This is a genomic window from Amycolatopsis sp. NPDC026612, assembly GCF_040638285.1.
GTDB lineage: Bacteria > Actinomycetota > Actinomycetes > Mycobacteriales > Pseudonocardiaceae > Amycolatopsis.
The window spans coordinates 25,549-43,503 of sequence record NZ_JBEZYB010000013.1; the positions used below are offsets into that span (position 1 = coordinate 25,549).

Genomic DNA, 17,955 nt, shown 5'->3' on the forward strand with positions numbered 1-17,955 from the left:
CCCGTGGCCCTGATGTTCTTCAACGGCGGCGCCATGCGCGGCGAGCCGCTGCACCACCTCCTGGACGGATCGCCGTTCGTGGCGGTGACCGACACCGCGCCGAAGTACCGGTTCTACGCCGTCGGCGACCAGTGCCCGGCGTTGTACCCGGTGTCGCACGGCGGGGCGGCGGTCACCGGCGAGGTCTACGACGTCTCCTTGGACGCCCTGCGCGACAAGGTGCTGCCGGCCGAGCCGCACGAACTGGAGCTCGGCGTGGTGGAGCTGGCCGACGGCAGTTCGGCGTTCGCGATGCTGCTGCGGCGGCCGTACACCTCGCACGTCGCCCTGCGAGACATCACCGAGATCGGCGACTGGCGGGCGTTCAAGGCGAGCGCGTGAAGGTCCTGGTCGCCCCGGACAAGTTCAAGGGGTCGCTGACCGCGGGGGAGGTGGCCTCGGCGGTGGCTTCCGGCCTCGCCGACGGCTGTCCTTCCGTGGCGGTGCGGACCATCCCGGTGGCCGACGGCGGCGAGGGCACGATCGACGCCGCCGTCGCCGCCGGCTACGAGCGGGTGCCGGTCCCGGCCCGCGGACCGACCGGGGCGCGGCTGACGGCGTCCTACGCGGTGCGCGGCGAAACCGCCGTGGTCGAACTGGCCGAGGCGTCCGGGCTGCACCGGCTGCCCGGTGCGCCGGAGCCGCGGACCGCGACCAGCGCGGGGACCGGGGACGTCATCGCCGCCGCGGTGCGGGCGGGCTGCCGCCGGATCGTGCTCGGCGTCGGCGGCAGTGCCTGCACCGACGGCGGCGCGGGCATGCTGACCGCGCTCGGCGCCCGGCTCCTCGACGACGCCGGCCGGGAGCTGCCGTTCGGTGGCGCGGCGCTGTCCCGGCTCGCTTCGCTGGATCTGTCCGGTGTGGACCTGTCCGGAGTGGACTTCCAGCTGGCGGGCGACGTCGGCAACCCGCTGTGCGGGCCGGACGGCGCCGCGTTCGTCTACGGCCCGCAGAAGGGCGCTTCCCCCGATGACGTCGAAGTGCTCGACGCGGCGTTGCGGCGCTGGGCGTCGGTCGCCGGCCCGGAGTTCGCTTCCCGTGCGGGTGCCGGGGCGGCCGGGGGAGTGGGCTTCGCCGCGATGGCGGTGCTGGGTGCCCGGATGCGTCCCGGCATCGAGCTGCTGCTGGACCTGCTCGGGTTCGACGACGCACTGGCCGGGGCCGCGCTGGTCGTCACCGGCGAGGGCTCCCTCGACCGGCAGACGCTGTCCGGCAAGGCCCCGGCCGGGGTGGCGCGCGCCGCGGCCGCCCGGGGTATTCCGTGCGTCGCCGTCTCCGGGCGCTGTCTGCTGACCGCACCGGAGCTGGCTCGGACGGGCATCACGGCCGCGTACGCGCTGACGGACCTCGAGCCGGATCCGGTTCGCTGCATGGCCGAGGCGGCGCCGCTGCTGCGTCGGCTGGCCCGCCGCGTCGCCGCGGACCACCTCGGCGGCTGAACGAGTGCTACCTCAGTATTGTTATCATTGGAACCATGGTGACGAAGACGGCGGCGGACACCCGCGAGCGGATCCTCCGGGCAGCAGCCGCACTGCTGGCGGCGGAGGGGCGCGACGCTCTCTCCACCCGCGCGGTCAGTCTCGCGGCCGGCGTCCAGCCGCCCGCGCTGTACCGGCTCTTCGGTGACAAGGACGGCCTGCTGGACGCGGTCGCCGCGTACGGCTTCGACGAGTACCTGACGAGCAAGCGCGCGATGGGTTCGACCGGTGACGCGGTGGAGGACCTGCGCCGCGGCTGGGACCTGCACATCGAGTTCGGCGTGTCCCGCCCGGAGTTCTACGTGCTCATGTACGGCGACGCGCGCCCGGGCCGCACGTCACCCGCCGGGCGGGAAGCGGAGGCGATGCTGCACGGCATCGTCGAGCGCGTCGCGGCGGCGGGCCGGCTCCGGATGAGCGTCGAGCGCGCGGCGCGGCTGGTGCACGCGACCGGGATGGGGGTCGTGCTGAGCTTGATCGCCACCCCGGTGGCGGAGCGCGACCCCGACCTGTCGGAGACGGCCCGGGAGATCGTGCTGGGCCGCATCCTGACCGGGGCCGCCGAACCGGCGGGTTCGGATCTGCCCGGGCGGGCGATCGCGCTGCGGGCCGGGCTCGAAGGCGTCGCCGTGCTGACCCCCGCCGAGCGCGTCCTGCTGGCCGAGTGGCTGGACCGCATCGCCGACGCCTGAGCCGTCCGGGGGAGGCCTGGATCGGTTCAGGCCGATCGGACATTGCTTGTCACCGGCCGACGGCCCAATATGTTGCGGCTCGCAACATATTGACGACAACGCCGTCGGAGGGTCCCCATGATCAGGTGGAAAGCGGTACTGGCCTGCGCCGGAACGGGAATTCTGCTCGCCGGGACGCTGCCCGGCACGGCGCTGGCCAGCGGGACCGCGACCGACTGCTGCGGCGGCGGAGCCTCGTGGGCGACGGGCAACAAGTCCGCGCTCGGCACCTCGACGACCACCGGCAGCCCGGTGTGGTTCACCGTCGCGAACGGCGTGACGTCCGAGGTCTTCTACCCGCGTGCCGATGTCCCCGACATGCAGGACATGCAATATGTGGTCACCGACGGCTCGAGCTTCGTCGACCTGGAACGCGACGCCACGAACCACGTCGTGTCCATGCCCGACGAGAAGGCGCTGCAGTACACCGTCACCAACACGGCGAAGAGCGGGAAATACCGGATCACCACGAGCTACGTCACCGACCCGGCGCGGGCGACCCTGGTCACGAACACCCGGTTCCAGTCGCTCGACGGCGGTAGCTACCGGGTCTACCTGCTGGCCAACCCGTCGATGGCCGGCGGCGGCGGAGGCGACAACGCCTGGTGGGACACCGGCGCCTTGATGGCAAGCGGGACCGAGACGCTGTTCGGTGGGACCGCCACCACGGTCGTCTCCGCCCTGCGGGTCTCGACCGGCTTCACCGCGCACGACAACGGCTACACCGGCGCGGCCAGCGACTGCCTGGTCGACCTGCGCGCCGACAAAGCCCTGAACAACCAGTTCGACACCGTTTCCGGGGTCGGCAACGTCGTCCAGTGCGGTCAGATCCCGGTCGGCACGGACACGACGTTCACCGTCGCGCTCGGCTTCGGCGGCACCGCCGCGGCCGCGTCTTCGGCCGCGAGCGGATCGCTGAGCAGCGGATTCTCCACCGTGGCGACGTCCTACCGCAGCGGCTGGAACTCCTACGTCGGCGGCCTGAAACCCGCGCCCGCCAGCGTCTCCGGCGACACGCAACGGCGTCGCGCCTACTACGTCGCGGCGATGGCGCTGAAGACCGCCGAGGACAAACAGCACCCGGGCGCGAGCGTCGCGGGCCTGGCCACGCCGTGGGGCGACTTCACGAACGGTGACCACCTCAACGACGGCTACCACCGCGTCTGGGGCCGCGACCTCTACCAGCAGGCGACCGGCCTCCTGGCCGCCGGCGACAGCGCGCAGGCCAAGCGGATGGCCCAGTTCCTCTGGAACTCGCAGTGGATCGGCAGCCCGACCGCGGGCGACGGCATGACGTACCCGGCGGGGTCGTTCCCGCGCTACAGCCCGGTTTCCGGCGTCGCGGGCGCCAGCGCGCAGCAGCTCGGCTGCTGCGAACAGCTCGACCAGGACGCCGACGCCATCCTGCTGGCCTGGCTGACCGGCGTCACCGACGCCTCGACGTACGCCAAGGTCAAGACGACCGCGAACCACATCGCGGCGACCGGTCCGGACACCACCGAGCGGTGGGAGGAGCAGTACGGCAAGTCGCCTTCGTCGGTGGCCGCCGAGATCGCCGGGCTGATCGCGGCGGGCGCGATCGCGCGGGCGAACGGCGACACGGGGAGCGCGTCGGCGTGGGAGTCCACCGCGGACTCCTGGCGGAACTCCCTGGCCGGGTGGACCGTGACGACGTCCGGCTACTGGGGCGGCCACACCTACTACGAGCGCCTCGACCGCGCGGGCAACCCGAACGACGGCGCGACGATCTGCTTCGACGAAGGCTGCTTCTACGAGCACGACGTCACCGACTTCGGGTTCCTGGACCTGGTGCGGCTCGGGATCCGGCCCGCCGGGGACACGACGATCGCGAACTCGGTGGCGCCGACGGCGGCCGCGGCGGACGGCAACTCGGCGATGCAGGTGACGCTGCCGAACGGCGACGTCTACTTCCACCGCTACCCCCACGACAACTACGGCGAGAGCACCGCGAACTGCAGCGGCTGGCCGGCCGGTGGCGCGCAGCGGTTCGGGCGGCTCTGGCCGGTGCTGTCGGGGGAGCGTGGCGAATACGAGCTGGCCAACGGCCGCTCGGCGGCGGTGTACCTCAAGTCCATGGCGGACTCGGTCAACGACGGGTACTTCGTGCCCGAGCAGGTCTGGGACCGCGCGGACGTCGGCTGCTTCGGGCTCGGCCGTCCGACCGGCAGCGCCGGCCCGCTGATGTGGGCCGAGGGCCAGTACCTGCGGCTCGCGCAGAGCATGGACGCCGGCCACAACCTCGACACGCCGTCGATCGTCAAGACCCGCTACGGAACCTGACCGGACGCCACGCGGACCCAGCCGGACGACACGCCCCCTCGGTGTGTCGTCCGGCCCGGCACGCGTGTTCGCCGCTACCGGACCAGGCGGACGGTCTTCGCCGCGGGGGCGAACGTCGCCGTCTGGCCGCGGGTGAGGGCGACCGTGTCGGTTTCGAGGCCGTCGCCGAACGCGACCAGGCGGTCGGATTCGACCTCGACCGTCAGCGGCACCCGCGTCAGTTCTCCTTCGGTGCAGGTGGTCCCGGTCGTCGGCGACGGCCACGCTTCCCGCACGAACCAGACCAGCCGGGCCTCCCCGGGCGCGGGCAGGGACACGCCGCTGTCGCGCTCCCGCCACACCGAGCCGCACCAGCCGGTGGCCCCGGTGCCCGTCCCGACGAGGATGCCCGACGACGCCTGGCGTTCCGCCCGCACGCCGCCGGCCCCCAGCCGGTAGCGGGCGGTCTGGTGCCCGGCGTGCCCGAGGTAGATCTCGTTGAGGGCGAGCAGCCGCTGGCCGTCGTCCGCGGTGAGCTCGGCCATCGTCCGGTGCTCGACGTCCGTGGTTGACCGCACGAGATCGGCCACGGCCTCGACCGGGTGTTTGACGAGCACCCCGGGCTCGCCGGGCGCGACCCCGATCACCGGCTGGCCGTCGAGGTACTTGGCGACGTTGGCGATCAGGCCGTCCTGGCCGACCACGACGACGATGTCCTCCGGGGTGAAGAGGAACCGGTCCAGGTCCGCGCGTTCGACCTCGCCGCGGCGCCAGTCGATCGGGATGGCCGCACTGGTCGCGGCGAGCGCTGTGCGCGAGGCCGCGTCCGCTGCGGTGACCTCGGCGAGGTCGCGGCCACGGGTGCGCAGGAAGAACTCGGCCTGGCCGCGGGTGCCGTGGCGGGCGAGGAGCTCGTCCAGCTCGGTCCGGCGGTGCACGACCACGACCCGCGGGGCGAGGCTCATGGCCGGCCGTCCGCGGTGCGCCGGTGCCGCGGCACGCCCCGGGAGGCCGGCCTCACGACTTCACCCCCAGCTTCGTCAGCAGCGGCGTCAGCAGATCCGGCGTCAGGACCAGGCTGTCGATCCGCGGCAGGTTCCCCGCCAGTTCCTTCAGCGCCAGCCCGGTCAGCACGCCCTCGGGCAGGTCGCGGTACGCCGCCAGCCGGGCCGCCTCGCCCGCCGCTTCCGCTTCGCCGAGCGCTCGCCGTCCGTCCGCCTGCACCTGGGTCAGCCGTTCCTCACGGGAAGCCTGGGCTTCCGTCTCGATCCGGTTCGCCGCCGCGGCTTCTTCGGCTTGGCGCCGGGCGTTCGCGCCGCGCTGGACGAGCAGCTGCTCTTCGCGGCGGGCCAGCTCGATCTGGTTCTGCAGCTCGTTTTCGCCGATCGCGCGTTCGCGTTCGACGGCGAGCGCGCGCCGCTCGAAGGTCGCGCGGTCGGCCTCCTGCTGCACCTTCTCCCGCGCTGTCGTCTGGAGCGCCTTCTCGACCTCCGGCTGGGCCCGGATGGCGACGACGCGGACGTCGATCACCGCCGAGCCGGTCTGCGCGAGGCGGGTGTCCTGTTCGGCCAGGCCCGCGCGGATCCGGTCGCGGACCGCGCGCACGCCGTCGACGAGGGCCGTGGCCAGGGGAGTGCGGGTGAGCACCTCGACCGCGTACTGCTGGACGTTTTCGGTGAGCAAGCCGCTGATCTGGGCCAGGGGGTCGCTTCTCCACCGGCCGGTGTCCGGGTCGATGGAGAAGTCGATCCGCTGCGCGGCCAGCGCCGGGTCCTCGATCCGGAAGGTCAGCGCGAGCTGGACGGTGACGTCCTGGAAGTCGGCCGTGCGGGCGTGGAACAGCAGCGGCAGCTCGCGGTCGTCCACCGGGACCTCCGAAACCACCGCCGTCAGCGGCCGGTACCAGAACGACAGCCCGACGCCGTCGTGCGCGAGCTTGCCGCGGCGGTAGTGGCGGATGTGCACGGTCGGGACGCCACGCAGGTGCCGGAACCCGAACCGGCGGTTGATGTCGGCCATGGAGCCTCCTCTTATCGTCAGCATGACGATATTCGGTCGGCTCCCTAATCGTCAAGATGACGATTAGGGGGTAGGGTGGTGGCATGGGTCACCCGCCGTTCGCCGTCACCGTCGACCTCGTCGTGCTCACCCTGACCGGGGACGAGCTGTGCGCCCTGGTCGTCCGCCGCGGAATTTCGCCGTACCGGGGGGAATGGGCGTTGCCGGGCGGCTTCGTCCGGGAGGACGAGGACCTGCCGGACGCGGCGCGCCGGGAACTGGCGGAGGAGACGGGGCTGCCGCCGGGAACCGTCCACATCGAACAGCTCGCCGGCTACGGCGCACCGGACCGGGACCCGCGGATGCGGGTGGTGACGATCGCGTACCTGGCGCTGGCGCCGGATCTCCCGCTCCCGCGCGCGGGCTCGGACGCGGCGGAGGCCCGCTGGACGCCGGTGCGGTCCCTGCGGGCCGAGCGCTTGGCGTTCGACCACGACCGCATCCTCGCCGACGGCCTCGAACGCGCCCGCGCGAAACTGGAGTACTCCCCGTTGGCCACGGCGTTCTGCGCGCCGGAGTTCACGGTCGCGGAGCTGCGCCGGGTGTACGAACTGGTGTGGGACACCCGGCTGGACCCCCGCAACTTCCACCGCAAGGTGACGGGCGCCGACGGCCTCCTGGAGCCCACCGGCCGGACGACCACCCGCGACGGCGGCCGCCCGGCCCAGCTGTATCGCCGAGGCGGCGCGGAACTGCTGTACCCACCCATGTTGCGCAGCTGAGCCGGGCTTCGGCTGAAAACCGGCTGTCGTGCTCGGATTCCGGCGGAAGCGGAAGGACAAGGCGGCCGGGCCGGTTCGCCGCCGACACGGTCGGTAGCCGGGTGACGGCCCTCGGGCCGAAGTCGCGTGATGGCCGGTACCGACGGCTGCGAGCCATCAGCGCGCTACGCCGCCCGCGCGGGAACCAAACGGCGCGCCGCCGAGTAGAGCGGCAGCAGCCGCGTGCCGAAGTTGCGTGCCGCCAGCCCGCCTCGGGTGGCCGGGATCAGCAGCGCCGCCGCCGTCGATACCGCGCGCTGCTTCGGCTCCACCAGCTTGCGGTGCTCGCTTTCGTACCGCCGGAACGCCGCCGCCGGGTCTCCGGGCGTCCGGCCCAGCTCTTCCGCCAGCGTGTACGCACCCGCCATGGCCAGCGTCGAGCCGTCGCCGAAGAGCGACACGCACGAGGCCGCGTCGCCGGCCAGGACGATCCGGCCCGAGTGCCAGCCGTCCATCCGGACCCGGCTCACCGAGTCGAAGTACAGGTCGTCCGCCGAACGCACCTGGTCCAGCAGTTCCGGCACCCGCCAGCCCGCGCCTGCGTAGGCGTCCGCGAGCATCCGCCGGTGCAGCGCGGTGTCCCGGTGGTCGAACCCCGGCACCGCGTCGCCACGGAACATGAACGCCGCGATCCCGTGGCCGCGTGACGGGTGCACCGCGACTGCCCGGCCGGGCGAGTTGTACATCTCGATCGCGGTCGCGTCGGCCGGCGGTCCGGCCAGCGGCAGCGTCGCGATGTAGACACCCACGTGCTCGACGAACTCCTGCTCCGGGCCGAACGCCAGCCGCCGCACCGCCGAGTGCAGCCCGTCCGCGCCGATCACCAGGTCGAAGCGCCGCGGGGCGCCGCGCTCGAAGGTGACGTCGACGCCGCCGCCGTCCTGGTGGAGCCGGGTGATCGAGTCGTGGAAGACGAACTCGGCGTGGTCGCGCGCCGCGCCGTGGAGGATCGCCGCGAGGTCGGTGCGGGGGAGTTCGATGTCGTCGGCCGCTCCGAGCAGCCCCACCGGGATCCGGCCGGTGCGCCGTCCGGCGTCGTCGACGAAGTTCAGCGACGTCGCGCTCGTGCTCGCTTCGCGCAGCTTCGCGGTGATGCCCATGCGCTCCGCCACGCGCCCGGCCGGGCCGCGGACGTCCACCGGGCTGCCGCTCGAGCGCAGCCCGCCGGCGCGTTCCACCACGGTGGGTCGGAAGCCGGCGCGGGCCAGCCAGTACGCCAGCGTCGGCCCGGCCACCCCGGCGCCGGAAATCAGCACGGTCTGTTCGGTCATGTGGTGCCCCCATCTCGGTCCTGACCATCGGTCAGTCGGACCGTACGCTCCTGTCCGGTGGTCAGGCAAGGGGTTAGGCTCGGGTGATGACGGACGACACCCGGGCCCGGATCCTCCGCGCGGCGCTGGAGGAGTTTTCCGCGCGCGGCTACCACGAGACTTCGGTGCGGGAGCTGGCCGAGCGCGTCGGCGTGACCAAGACCGCGGTGCTCTACCACTTCCCGGGCAAAGCGGACATCGTCACGGCGCTCGCCGAGCCGATGCTCGCCGACCTCGAAGCCGCGCTGGCGAAGGCGGCCGCTGCCCCTGACGCACGCCGAGCGGCCATCGAAGGGCTCCTGGGCGTCTGGTTGACGCACCGGTACCTGATCCGGATGAACCTGCGCGACCTCGGCCTGACGGCATCGGCGGTGGTGTTCGAGCGCTTCCGTGACGGCATGCTGCGGGCCAACGAGCTGGTCGCGGGTCCGGACGCGGGCTTCGCGGCCCGGGTCCGCGCGGCGCAGGCGATCGCGATGCTCAGCGACCCGGTGGTCCTGTTCGCCGATGCCCCGCCGGCGGAGCTGCGCGCGGCCATCCTGGATGGTGTCGACCGGCTGTTCACCGTCGCGGCCGGAGCCGAGGGGCGCGGCGGGTCTTCGGTGACCAACCCGGAACCGACCGAAACCGCCGCCGGGGACGAGAGCCCCCGAAGCGACTCCTCGGCGACCAGCCCGAAGCCGACCGGAACCGCCGCCGGAGGCCACGCCCGCAGCCGACGCGGTCGGCCACCCGCGATGAGCCCCGCGACCATCGAGGCGGCCCGGCGCCTGTACACCGCCGGGCGGGCTCCAGCCGACATCGCGACCGCGCTCGGCGTCTCCCGGGCGACGATCTACCGCCATCTCACCGCCACCGATTAATGAGACGGATTATGAGACATTTTGAGACGCACCCGCGGCCGAGACTCCCGGCAGGGCCCGGAACCACAGCGTGAAGTCCGTCTTCTGCGGCACCAGCCGGTACCGCGGCAGCACCCCCGGCCCGCACGACGCCGTCCCGAGCCCCTGCTGGGCGACGTCCAGCGTCAGGTGCACCAGCTCGCCCGGCACGAGATCGACGGTGTGCCGCGCCTCCTCCAGCTCCGCCGCGGTCCAGCGGCGGGCGGTGAAGTCGAAGACCGGTTCGCCGTCGACGCGGAGGCCCGCGCCGTCGGGTGCCGTGAGCCGCGCCCAGCGGACCGCCGTGCGGTTGCCGTTCTCCTGCGGGTACACGTACGGCGTCTGCAGGCCGTCGACGCTGCTGGAAAACCGGCCGATCCGCGCCGCCTGGCAGCTGTCCGGGTACGCCTCGCCGGGTCCGCCGCCGAACCACTCGGCCGAGCCGAGCGCACCCGGAATCGCCATCGCCAGGCCCAGCCGGGGGAGCGTGCCGGGGAACTCGCCGTCCGGGGTCACCTCGACCCGCAGCCGCAGGCGGTCGTCGAACGCCGTCCACGTGTAGTCGGCGAACAGGCCGAACGGCTGCGCCGGCGGGGCGACCCGGGTGCGCACCACGAGTTCCTCGCCGTCGGCGTCGACCGCGATCACCCGGTGCTGCATCCGGTGCAACCCGGCCTCGCGCCACCGGCCGGCCTCGGGTGGCCCCGGGAAGCCGCCCCGGTCGTTGTCCGTCGTCGCGCGCCAGACGTCGAGCCGGGGGCCCTGCACGGTGTGTCCGCCGAGGGCGGTCAGCGTGCCGGTCGCCGGGTCGAACTCTCCGGCGCCCAGCACCAGCCGGCCGCCGGTGCGGAACACCGGTCCGCGTGGCGGCAGCGGTGCCACGGCGGGAGCCGCCGACACCGGCAGCTGCCCCCACCCGACGACGTGCCCGGCCGGCGCCCACGCGGTCGCCGAAGCCAGCGACGCGGACACGGTCAAGAACGACTCGCCGCCCGTCGGCGGCAGCTCGGGCAGCGGCACCGCAGCGTTCTGTCCTGAGTGGACGGTGGGAACGTCGAGCACGCCTTGGGCGACGGCGGTTCCTTCGTCCTCCAGCACCCAGGTGAACGTGAGGTGCGCGGTGCTCACGAAGTCGTAGTGGTTGCTCACCCGGATCCCGGCCGCGTCCGCGTCGATCCGGACCGGCTCGATGATCTTCGCGTACTCGACCAGCCCCGGTGACGGCGTCCGGTCCGGGAAGACCAGCCCGTCGATGACGAAGTTGCCGTCGTGGATCGGTTCGCCGAAGTCGCCGCCGTAGGCGAAGTGCCCGTCGGCGGCGAGCCCGTGGTCGATCCACTCCCAGATGAACCCGCCCTGGCAGTTCGGGTACCGCTCGAACAGCTCGCGGTACTCCAGCAGGCCACCCGGGCCGTTGCCCATCGCGTGCCCGTACTCGCACTGCAGGAACGGCAGGTCCCGGCGGCGCTCGTTGTCGTCTTCCCGGCGGCCGATCCGCTCGACCTCTTCGTGGGTGGCGTACATCCGGCTGTGGACGTCCACATAGGCGCAGTCGTGATCGCCCTCGTAGTGGATCGGCCGGGTCGGGTCGCGGTGGCGCACCCACTCCGCCATCCGCGCCAGGTTGTCCCCGGTGTGGCTCTCGTTGCCCAGTGACCACAGGATGACGCTGGGCCGGTTCTTGTCCCGCTCCACCGTGCGCCGCATCCGGTCGAGGTACGCCTCGGCCCACCTCGGCTCGCCGCTGGGGTTGCCCGCCCAGCCCAGCGGCTCGAAGCCGTGGGTCTCCAGGTCGCACTCGTCGATCACCCACAGGCCGTGGGTGTCGCACAGCTCGAGGAACACCGGATCGGGCGGGTAGTGGCTGGTCCGGACGGCGTTGACGTTGTGCCGCTTCATCAGCAGCACGTCGGCCAGCGCCGTCTCCGGCGACACCACGCGCCCGGTGCGCGGGTCGTGCTCGTGGCGGTTCACCCCGCGCAGCAGCAGCCGGCGGCCGTTCACCTTGAGCTGCCCTTCGGAGACCGTGATCGTCCGGAACCCGATCCGCACCCGCACCTGCTCGGCCGCGGTGGACAGCGTGCCCTCGTAGAGCCGCGGGGTCTCGGCGCTCCACGGCTCGACCGGCAGTTCCAGCGGTTCCCCGGCCGGGTGCCCGACGACACCCAGCTCGGGCAGGTCCAGCACGACGTCCTGGCCGGTCTCGACCCGGACCGTCCCCAACCCGGTGGTGTGGTCGTAGTCCGCGCGGACCCAGTAGTCGCCGATGCCGCCGTCCGGGCGGGCGAGCAGGGTGACCGCGCGGAAGATCCCCGACAGCCACCACATGTCCTGGTCTTCGAGGTAGCTGCCGGCCGACCACTGGTGCACGCGGACCACGAGGACGTTGCCTGCCGGCCGCAGCAGCGGACCGACTTCGAACTCCGAGGGCAGCCTGCTGCCCTGCGTGATCCCGAGTTCGGTGCCGTTGAGCCAGATCCGGCCGCACGAGTCGATGCCGTCGAAGCGCAGCACCGCGGACCCGGCAGGCCAGTCCGGTGGCAGGTCGAACCGCAGCCGGTGGTCACCGGTCGGGTTGTCCGACGGCACGTGCGGCGGGTCGACCGGGAACGGGTAGAGCACGTTCGTGTAGGCGGGCCGCCCGTGGCCGTGCAGCTGCCACAGCGACGGCACCGGCAGCTCGTCCCACGCCGAGTCGTCGAACTCGTCCCGCTCGATCCCCGCCGGAGCGGCCGCGAGGCTCGGCGAGAGCCGGAAGCGCCACGTGCCGTTCAACGGCAGCGCCGGCGCGTCGGAGGTGAAGGCCGCGCGCGGCGGAAGCGAACCGCGGCCGGGGCCGGGGTCTTCGAGGTACGACATGGGGTCCTTTCGGCACTCGGCACGGCGCCCGTGAGCGTTCCCGTGAACGTTCACGGACCGCTCGGCAGTGTGCTGGGCGGCGGGCGCGAGTGTCAAGGGATCAGGCGGATTCGCGCAGGTGGAGCCGGGCGCGGACAGTCAGCTCGCCGGGCGGGAGCGGCTCGGCCCCGGTGACGAGGCGGGCCGCCTGTTCGACGGCCAGCGCGCCGAGCGCGCGGGTGTCGATGGCGACGCTGGAGAGCTCCGGTTCGACCAGGGTGCCCAGCGCCAGCCCGTCGAACCCGATCACGGCGAGGTCGGCGGGCACGCGCAGGCCGAACCGGCGGGCCTCGCGCAGGGCGCCGATGGCCATCACGTCGTTGAAGGCGAACAGGGCGGTGACGTCGGGGTGGGCGGCGAGCAGGGTGGCCAGCGCCGCGCCGCCGCCGTCGACGCTCTGGGCGCCGTCGGTGATCCAGCCGGGGTGCACCGCGACCCCGCACGCCGCGGCGGCCCGCAGGAACCACCGGCGGCGGACGCTCGGGGCGGGCCGGCCGTCGAGCATGCCGATCCGCCGGTGCCCGCGCGAGACCAGGTGGGCGACGGCCTCGTGGACGCCGTCCTCGCCGTCGATCCCGATGCCGCTGAACCGCGGGGTGCGGGGTTCGCGGCCGATCAGGACCACCGGGATGCCGGCGGTGAGGCGGTCGAGGTCCTCGTCGGACCGGCCGAAGTACCCGGCGACGGCGTCGACCTGGGCGCCGATCACCCGCAGCGTGGCCAGTTCCTGCTCGGGGTCGTCGGCGGTGTCGTGGACGACGACGTGCCAGCCGCGGGCCCGGGCCGCCTCCAGCGCGCCGGAGGCGACCTCGGTGAAGAACGGGTTGAGCAGGTCCGGCACGACCAGGCCGATCGTGGTGGTGTCCGGCCGGACCAGGCCGCGGGCGAAGCGGCTGGGGCGGTACCCGAGCTCGCGGGCGGCGTCGAGGACGCGCTGCTTGGTCGAGCCGTCGATCTCGGCCTTGTCGTTCAGCGCGCGGGAGACCGTCTGCCGGGAGACGCCGGCCGAGCGGGCGACGTCGTGGATCGTCACCCGCCGGGGTTCCGTGCTGCTCGGGGACATCCGTCGAGTATGCCCGCCCGCGGCCGGCTCGCTACCCGGCCGGGGTGCGTTCGCGCCGCTTCCCCACGGAACGCCAGCCGACCGCCAGGACCACCGCGAGCACCGGGATCGACCAGAACGCGATCTTCTCGGCGCCGTCGGAGAAGCCCATCAGGACGACGACCAGCGCCAGGAAGCCGAGGGTGGCCCAGCCGCTGTAGGGCGCCCACGGCATCCGGTAGGACGGCCGCTCCAGCTCGCCGCGCAGGGCGGCCTGGCGCAGCCGGAGCTGGCAGAAGATCAACGTCGCCCACGTGCTGATCACACCCAGCGACGCGATCGCGATGGCGATGTCGAACGCCTCCTTCGGCACCAGGTAGTTGAGCACCACGCCGAGCACGTAGGCGACCGAGGTGAACAGGATGCCGCCGTAGGGCACCTGCCTGCGGCTCATCCGGCTGACGAACGACGGCGCCTCGCCCTTTTCGGCCAGCGAGCGCAGGATCCGGCCGGTGGAGTAGAGGCCGGAGTTGACGCTGGACAGCGCCGCGGTGAGGACCACCGCGTTCATCACGTCGCCGACGCCCGGGACACCGAGGCGGCTGAACACCGTGACGAACGGGCTTTCGTCGCCGCTGTAGAACGGCCACGGCAGCAGCATCGCCAGCAGCAGCACGGAGCCGACGTAGAACACGCCGATCCGCCAGACGACGCCGTTGATCGCCTTCGGCAGCACCTTGCGGGCGTCCTTCGTTTCGCCGGCCGCGATGCCGACGACCTCGATGGCCGAGTAGGCGAAGATGACCGCCTGCAGCGTCATCAGCGCGACGCCGATGCCGGCCGGGAACAGTCCACTGTGGCCGGTCAGGTTGTGGGCGCCCGCGGGTGTGCCGCCGATGTCGGCGCCCGTCAGCACCAGGCCGGCGCCGGTGATCAGGAAGACGACGATGGCCAGCACCTTGACCACCGAGAACCAGAACTCCAGCTCGCCGAACACCTTCACCGACAGCAGGTTCACCGCCAGCAGGACGCCCAGCGCGATCAGCGCGGTGATCCACTGCGGCAGGTCCGGCAGCCACTTGTGCACGTAGATGGCGACCGCGGTGATCTCGGCGATCCCGGTCATCGCCCAGTTCACCCAGTACATCCAGCCGGCGGCGAACCCGGCCCACGGCCCGATGAACTTCCGCGCGTAGGTGACGAAGCTGCCGGAACTGGGCTCGTGCAGAACGAGTTCGCCGAGCGCGCGCATCACGAAGTAGGCGGCGATTCCGCAGATCGCGTAGGAGAAGATCAGCGACGGGCCGACCTGGTGGAGCTTGCCGCCGGCCCCGAGGAACAGCCCGACGCCGATCGCGCCGCCGATGGCGATCATCTGCACTTGGCGGTTGCCCAGCGCTTTCGAATAGCTTGCACCTTCATCGGTGCGCAGCGAGGAATCCATGGTTGCCAGACGCTAGAGCCGTGTGCGGCAAGTCACCAAGAATCCTAAGGAAGACTTAAGGTGTGCCGGACATCACTGCGGAGATCGTTCCGCGTTTTGCTGATTCCGGTTGTCCCGGGGTGCGCGCCGCCCGGCCGGGAGTGCCTTCTACGCTACGGCCGTGGATCTCGCAGCGCTGCTGGACCGGATAGCCGACGACGTCGCGACCGACGTCGGCCGCGGCGCCGTCGCGGACTACATTCCCGCGCTGGCCAGGGTCGAGCCGTGGCGGTTCGGCATGGCGGTGGCCGAAGTGGACGGTGCGGTGCACGGCGTCGGCGACTGGGAGCGCCCCTTCTCCGTGCAGAGCATCTCGAAGGTGTTCACGCTGGCGCTCGCGCTCTCGCGCGGCGACAGCGTGTGGGCGCGGGTCGGCCGGGAACCGTCGGGCGACCCGTTCAATTCGCTGGTGCAGCTGGAACACGAGGACGGCATTCCGCGGAATCCGTTCATCAACGCGGGCGCGCTGGTGGTGACCGACGAACTCGCGTGCGAGGGCGACGCGGCGGAAGCGCTGCTCGCCTTCCTCCGGCACGAGAGCGGCCGTACGGAGATCGCCGTGGACCCCGAGGTGGCGGCGTCGGAGGCCGGGCACGCCGACCGCAACCGCGCCCTCGCGTACTTCATGGCCTCCTACGGCAACATGCGCCACCCGGTGCCGTCGGTGCTGGACCAGTACGTCCGCCAGTGCTCGATCGCGATGAGCTGCGGCGACCTCGCGCGGTCGGCGTTGTTCCTGGCCCGCCACGGCGTCCGCAACGACGGCTCCCGCCTCCTCGGGCTCAGCGCGGCGAAGCGGATCAACGCGGTGATGCTGACGTGCGGCACGTACGACGCGGCGGGCGAATTCGCCTACCGGGTCGGTCTCCCCGGCAAGAGCGGCGTCGGCGGCGGCATCGTCGCGATCGTCCCGGGCCGGTGCGCGGTCTGCGTCTGGAGCCCGGGCCTGGACGCACGCGGCAACTCCGTCGCCGGGGTCGCCGCGCTCGACCGGTTCACGACGCTGACGGGCTGGTCGGTCTTCTGAGTCAGCGCAGGTAGTTGTAGACGCTGGCCCGGGAGATCCCGAGCAGGTCGGTCAGCACCGGCACCGCGTTCTTCAGCTCCAGGAAGCCCCGCCTCTTCAGCGACCGCACGAGGTCCTTCTTCGCGGCGCCCGGGAGGCTGCGCGGGGTGTGGCCGCGCTCGGTGGCGTAGTCCTCGACCAGGGCACGCAGCTCGTCGCCGGTGCGGGCGCGCAGCGACTCGGCGAGCGGGGCCGGTTCGTCGGTGCGGGCCAGCCGGGTCAGGGCGCGCGCCGCCGAACCGAGCAGGGAGACGTCCAGGTTGAGGCACAGGGCGGCGACGTACTCGCCGCGCGCGTTGCGGATGCCGATCGACGTGCTCTTCGCGGGCCGTCCGTCCGGGAACCGGTTCGGGTAGTTCTGCAGCACGTCCGGGAATTCCGGGTCGGCGATCCGGGCCAGGCCCAGCTCGGTCGCGGGGTCGCCGACGGCACGGCCGGAGAGGCCGCCTTCGATCGCGCGGACCGCGTGGGCGGGATCGCGCAGGTCGTGCAGGACCACCTCGCACAGGCCCGGGAACATCCGGCCGACGGCGTGGGCGATCTTCCCGGCTTCGCGCAGCAGCAGCTCGTCCTCGGTCATCCGATCAGCTCACGCAGCTTGTCCGCCGCCTTCAGCCCGGATCCGGTGAGCACGACGACCGTGGTCTCGCCGGGCCGGAGAGCGCCCCGGGCGCGGAACACGTCGATGGCCGCGGCCGCCGTCGCGCTGGTCGGCTCCGCGTAGAGGCCGAGGGACGCCAGGCGGCGGGCGGCCGCGGCGATGGCGTCCTCGTCGATCGCGGCGGTGTCGCCGCCGGAGCGCCGGATGGCCGCGACGACCTCCGGCAGCCGCACCGGCTGCCGGATCGCCGTCCCTTCGGCGACGGTCGGGGCGAACTCCGGTGGCCGCCGGCCGTGGAAGGCCGCGTCGACGGGGGAGCAGTTCCGCGGCTGCGCGACGAGCAGGCGCGGGCGCTGCGTGATCGACCCCGCGGCCAGCAGCTCCCCGAACCCGAGGTCGCAGCCCAGCACGATGCTGCCCGCACCGGCGACGGTGACGACGGCGTCCGGGGCCCGGAAGCCGAGGTCCTCCCACAGTTCGTAGGCGAGGGTCTTGGTGCCCTGCAGGAAGAACGGGTGCCAGTTGTGGCTGGCGTAGGTGGTGCGGTCCGAGCGGCGGACGGCTTCGGCGGCGGTGTCGTCGCGGGTGCCCGGCACCAGTTCGACGGTGGCGCCGTACGCGCGGGTCTGCAGGACCTTCGCCGGCGACGTCCCCTCCGGGGCCAGGACGGTCGCCGCGATCCCGGCCGCGGCGCTGTAGGCCGCCACCGACGAGCCGCCGTTGCCGGAGCTGTCTTCCAGCAGCGCCCGGACTCCGGCGCCGGCCAGCGCCGAGACCATGACGGTGGAGCCGCGGTCCTTGAAGCTGCCGGTCGGGCTGAACCACTCGAGCTTGAACCGGACTTCGGCGTCGCCCCAGGCCAGCGGCACGAGCGGGGTGCAGCCCTCGCCGAGCGACACCGGGCGGAGGTCGCCGGGCAGCGCGGCCCGGTATCGCCAGAGCGAGCGGACGCCGGTGTCGACCTCCTCGGGGCGCAGGCCGGGCAGTGGGGCGACCGTCAGCGGGGCGCCGTCGTCGCCGCGCCAGCGCAACGGATCGGCGGGGTACCGCGTCCCCGACCGCACGTCGGTGTACCAGTGTTCCACCGCCACCTCCCGATCTGGACGTACTGTCCAACGATAGACCTACTGTCTAGTACTACTCACTGGTACCCGAAATGTCTTCAGCTTCCTCTCAGGAAAAGCTCGTCACGTCCGGGGGGAAAATTTCGATCACCGACGCCCGTCCCGTGCCGGGGGCGGCACCGAAGGTGGCCGGCCGAATACCGGCGGTCGCCTCCGGTCGGTCGCCGGTCGCCGCCGCCTCACTCGTTAGTGGTCGCGTGAGC

Annotated in this window: 15 protein-coding genes; 7 read left to right on the top strand and 8 right to left on the bottom strand. The window is 72.8% G+C overall.

What is annotated here, in order from left to right; translation table 11 throughout:
- Window positions 1-3 precede the first annotated feature (3 nt).
- The 4 genes from AB0F15_RS15400 to AB0F15_RS15415 all read left to right on the top strand — a co-directional run bounded on the left by AB0F15_RS15400 (window position 4) and on the right by AB0F15_RS15415 (window position 4,549).
- On the top strand, window positions 4-381 hold the full coding sequence (locus tag AB0F15_RS15400) for a gamma-glutamylcyclotransferase (RefSeq protein ID WP_360270310.1): 378 nt from the start codon (window positions 4-6) through the stop codon (window positions 379-381).
- Window positions 378-1,478 (top strand): glycerate kinase, encoded by a 1,101-nt coding sequence (locus AB0F15_RS15405; protein WP_360270312.1) that lies wholly within the window; start codon window positions 378-380, stop codon window positions 1,476-1,478. The genes AB0F15_RS15400 and AB0F15_RS15405 overlap by 4 nt, the downstream gene beginning before the upstream one ends.
- A gap of 35 nt (window positions 1,479-1,513) precedes the next feature.
- Entirely contained in the window at window positions 1,514-2,209 is a 696-nt protein-coding gene (locus tag AB0F15_RS15410; RefSeq protein WP_360270313.1) for a TetR/AcrR family transcriptional regulator, read from the top strand.
- 117 nt (window positions 2,210-2,326) lie between these two features.
- The gene (locus AB0F15_RS15415; RefSeq protein WP_360270315.1) at window positions 2,327-4,549 is read left to right on the top strand and encodes a glycoside hydrolase family 15 protein; all 2,223 of its coding nucleotides are present in this window, start codon (window positions 2,327-2,329) and stop codon (window positions 4,547-4,549) included.
- A 74-nt stretch (window positions 4,550-4,623) separates the two neighbouring features.
- On the opposite strand, the gene AB0F15_RS15420 is transcribed toward AB0F15_RS15415, so the two are convergent.
- A complete protein-coding gene (locus tag AB0F15_RS15420) occupies window positions 4,624-5,493 on the bottom strand; it encodes a hypothetical protein (RefSeq protein WP_360270317.1) in 870 nt (289 codons plus the stop codon).
- Between the two features lie 52 nt (window positions 5,494-5,545).
- Window positions 5,546-6,547: an SPFH domain-containing protein gene (locus AB0F15_RS15425; RefSeq protein WP_360270318.1), complete on the bottom strand. Its 1,002-nt coding sequence runs from the start codon at window positions 6,545-6,547 to the stop codon at window positions 5,546-5,548.
- Between the two features lie 83 nt (window positions 6,548-6,630).
- Here AB0F15_RS15425 and AB0F15_RS15430 point away from each other — a divergent pair, with 83 nt between their 5' ends.
- Window positions 6,631-7,308 (top strand): NUDIX domain-containing protein, encoded by a 678-nt coding sequence (locus AB0F15_RS15430; protein ID WP_360270320.1) that lies wholly within the window; start codon window positions 6,631-6,633, stop codon window positions 7,306-7,308.
- 164 nt (window positions 7,309-7,472) lie between these two features.
- Here AB0F15_RS15430 and AB0F15_RS15435 read toward each other — a convergent pair whose 3' ends face one another.
- Window positions 7,473-8,618 carry an FAD-dependent monooxygenase gene (locus AB0F15_RS15435; protein ID WP_360270322.1) on the bottom strand — a complete coding sequence of 382 codons (1,146 nt, stop codon included), beginning with the start codon at window positions 8,616-8,618 and terminating at the stop codon, window positions 7,473-7,475.
- Between the two features lie 86 nt (window positions 8,619-8,704).
- On the opposite strand from AB0F15_RS15435, the gene AB0F15_RS15440 reads away from it, so the two are divergent.
- Complete coding sequence (locus AB0F15_RS15440) at window positions 8,705-9,520, top strand: TetR family transcriptional regulator (RefSeq protein WP_360270323.1); 816 nt, start codon at window positions 8,705-8,707, stop codon at window positions 9,518-9,520.
- Window positions 9,521-9,529: 9 nt separating this feature from the next.
- On the opposite strand, the gene AB0F15_RS15445 is transcribed toward AB0F15_RS15440, so the two are convergent.
- The 3 genes from AB0F15_RS15445 to AB0F15_RS15455 all read right to left on the bottom strand — a co-directional run bounded on the left by AB0F15_RS15445 (window position 9,530) and on the right by AB0F15_RS15455 (window position 14,922).
- Window positions 9,530-12,397: a glycoside hydrolase family 2 TIM barrel-domain containing protein gene (locus AB0F15_RS15445; protein WP_360270325.1), complete on the bottom strand. Its 2,868-nt coding sequence runs from the start codon at window positions 12,395-12,397 to the stop codon at window positions 9,530-9,532.
- A 100-nt stretch (window positions 12,398-12,497) separates the two neighbouring features.
- Entirely contained in the window at window positions 12,498-13,499 is a 1,002-nt protein-coding gene (locus AB0F15_RS15450) for a LacI family DNA-binding transcriptional regulator (protein WP_360270327.1), read from the bottom strand.
- A 31-nt stretch (window positions 13,500-13,530) separates the two neighbouring features.
- Entirely contained in the window at window positions 13,531-14,922 is a 1,392-nt protein-coding gene (locus AB0F15_RS15455; protein ID WP_360270328.1) for an amino acid permease, read from the bottom strand.
- A 160-nt stretch (window positions 14,923-15,082) separates the two neighbouring features.
- Here AB0F15_RS15455 and AB0F15_RS15460 point away from each other — a divergent pair, with 160 nt between their 5' ends.
- Window positions 15,083-15,988, top strand: a complete 906-nt coding sequence (locus tag AB0F15_RS15460; RefSeq protein ID WP_360270329.1) for a glutaminase — start codon at window positions 15,083-15,085, stop codon at window positions 15,986-15,988.
- Between the two features lies 1 nt (window position 15,989).
- On the opposite strand, the gene AB0F15_RS15465 is transcribed toward AB0F15_RS15460, so the two are convergent.
- The gene (locus AB0F15_RS15465; protein ID WP_360270331.1) at window positions 15,990-16,607 is read right to left on the bottom strand and encodes a PAS domain-containing protein; all 618 of its coding nucleotides are present in this window, start codon (window positions 16,605-16,607) and stop codon (window positions 15,990-15,992) included.
- Complete coding sequence (locus AB0F15_RS15470; RefSeq protein ID WP_360270333.1) at window positions 16,604-17,713, bottom strand: pyridoxal-phosphate dependent enzyme; 1,110 nt, start codon at window positions 17,711-17,713, stop codon at window positions 16,604-16,606. The genes AB0F15_RS15465 and AB0F15_RS15470 overlap by 4 nt, the downstream gene beginning before the upstream one ends.
- Window positions 17,714-17,955: the final 242 nt, after the last annotated feature.